This window comes from Burkholderia sp. BCC1644 (assembly GCF_902833225.1).
GTDB lineage: Bacteria > Pseudomonadota > Gammaproteobacteria > Burkholderiales > Burkholderiaceae > Burkholderia.
This window is the reverse complement of sequence record NZ_CADFEI010000075.1, coordinates 1-450: the sequence shown is the minus strand read 5'-3', so window position 1 is coordinate 450 and position 450 is coordinate 1. Positions and strand designations below refer to the sequence as shown.

General features: G+C 64.7%; 1 protein-coding gene. It reads right to left on the bottom strand.

Annotation, left to right across the window (positions count from 1 at the left end; translation table 11 throughout):
• On the bottom strand, positions 1-450 hold a 450-nt coding region (locus tag HWX87_RS37780; RefSeq protein WP_176051849.1), incomplete at both ends, for an FAD-dependent oxidoreductase.

Below are 450 nucleotides of genomic sequence, written 5' to 3'. Positions count from 1 at the left end.
TGGCCTTCGATCGAAGCGACCGTCGCGGATCGATGAATGACCACACCGAGTTGCTGGAGTTTGACCCGCGCCCAAAGCCCCATCATTCGCCCGAGCGCACGCTCCATCAGTTCCTCGCCAGACTCGACGACAGTTACTGCATGCCCTGCCTTCCGCGCGGTGCTGGCGACCTCGCACCCAATCAGGCCACCACCGATGACGACGATCTCGCTCTGCGCCGCCAGCGCGTCTCGAAGCGCGAACGCATCATCCAGCGCGCGTAGCGTATGGACGCCTGGCAACGACACGCCGGGCAAGTCAACCTTGCGAGCCCGGGCGCCGGTCGCCAGCAAAATGCCGTCGGTTGCCACCGACGTACCGTCGTCAAGCGCGAGTACGCTTCCATCAATCGACACCGCGCGCGCCCCTCGACGCCAGTCGAGCTCCAACGTATTCAGGTCTTCCGTCGAG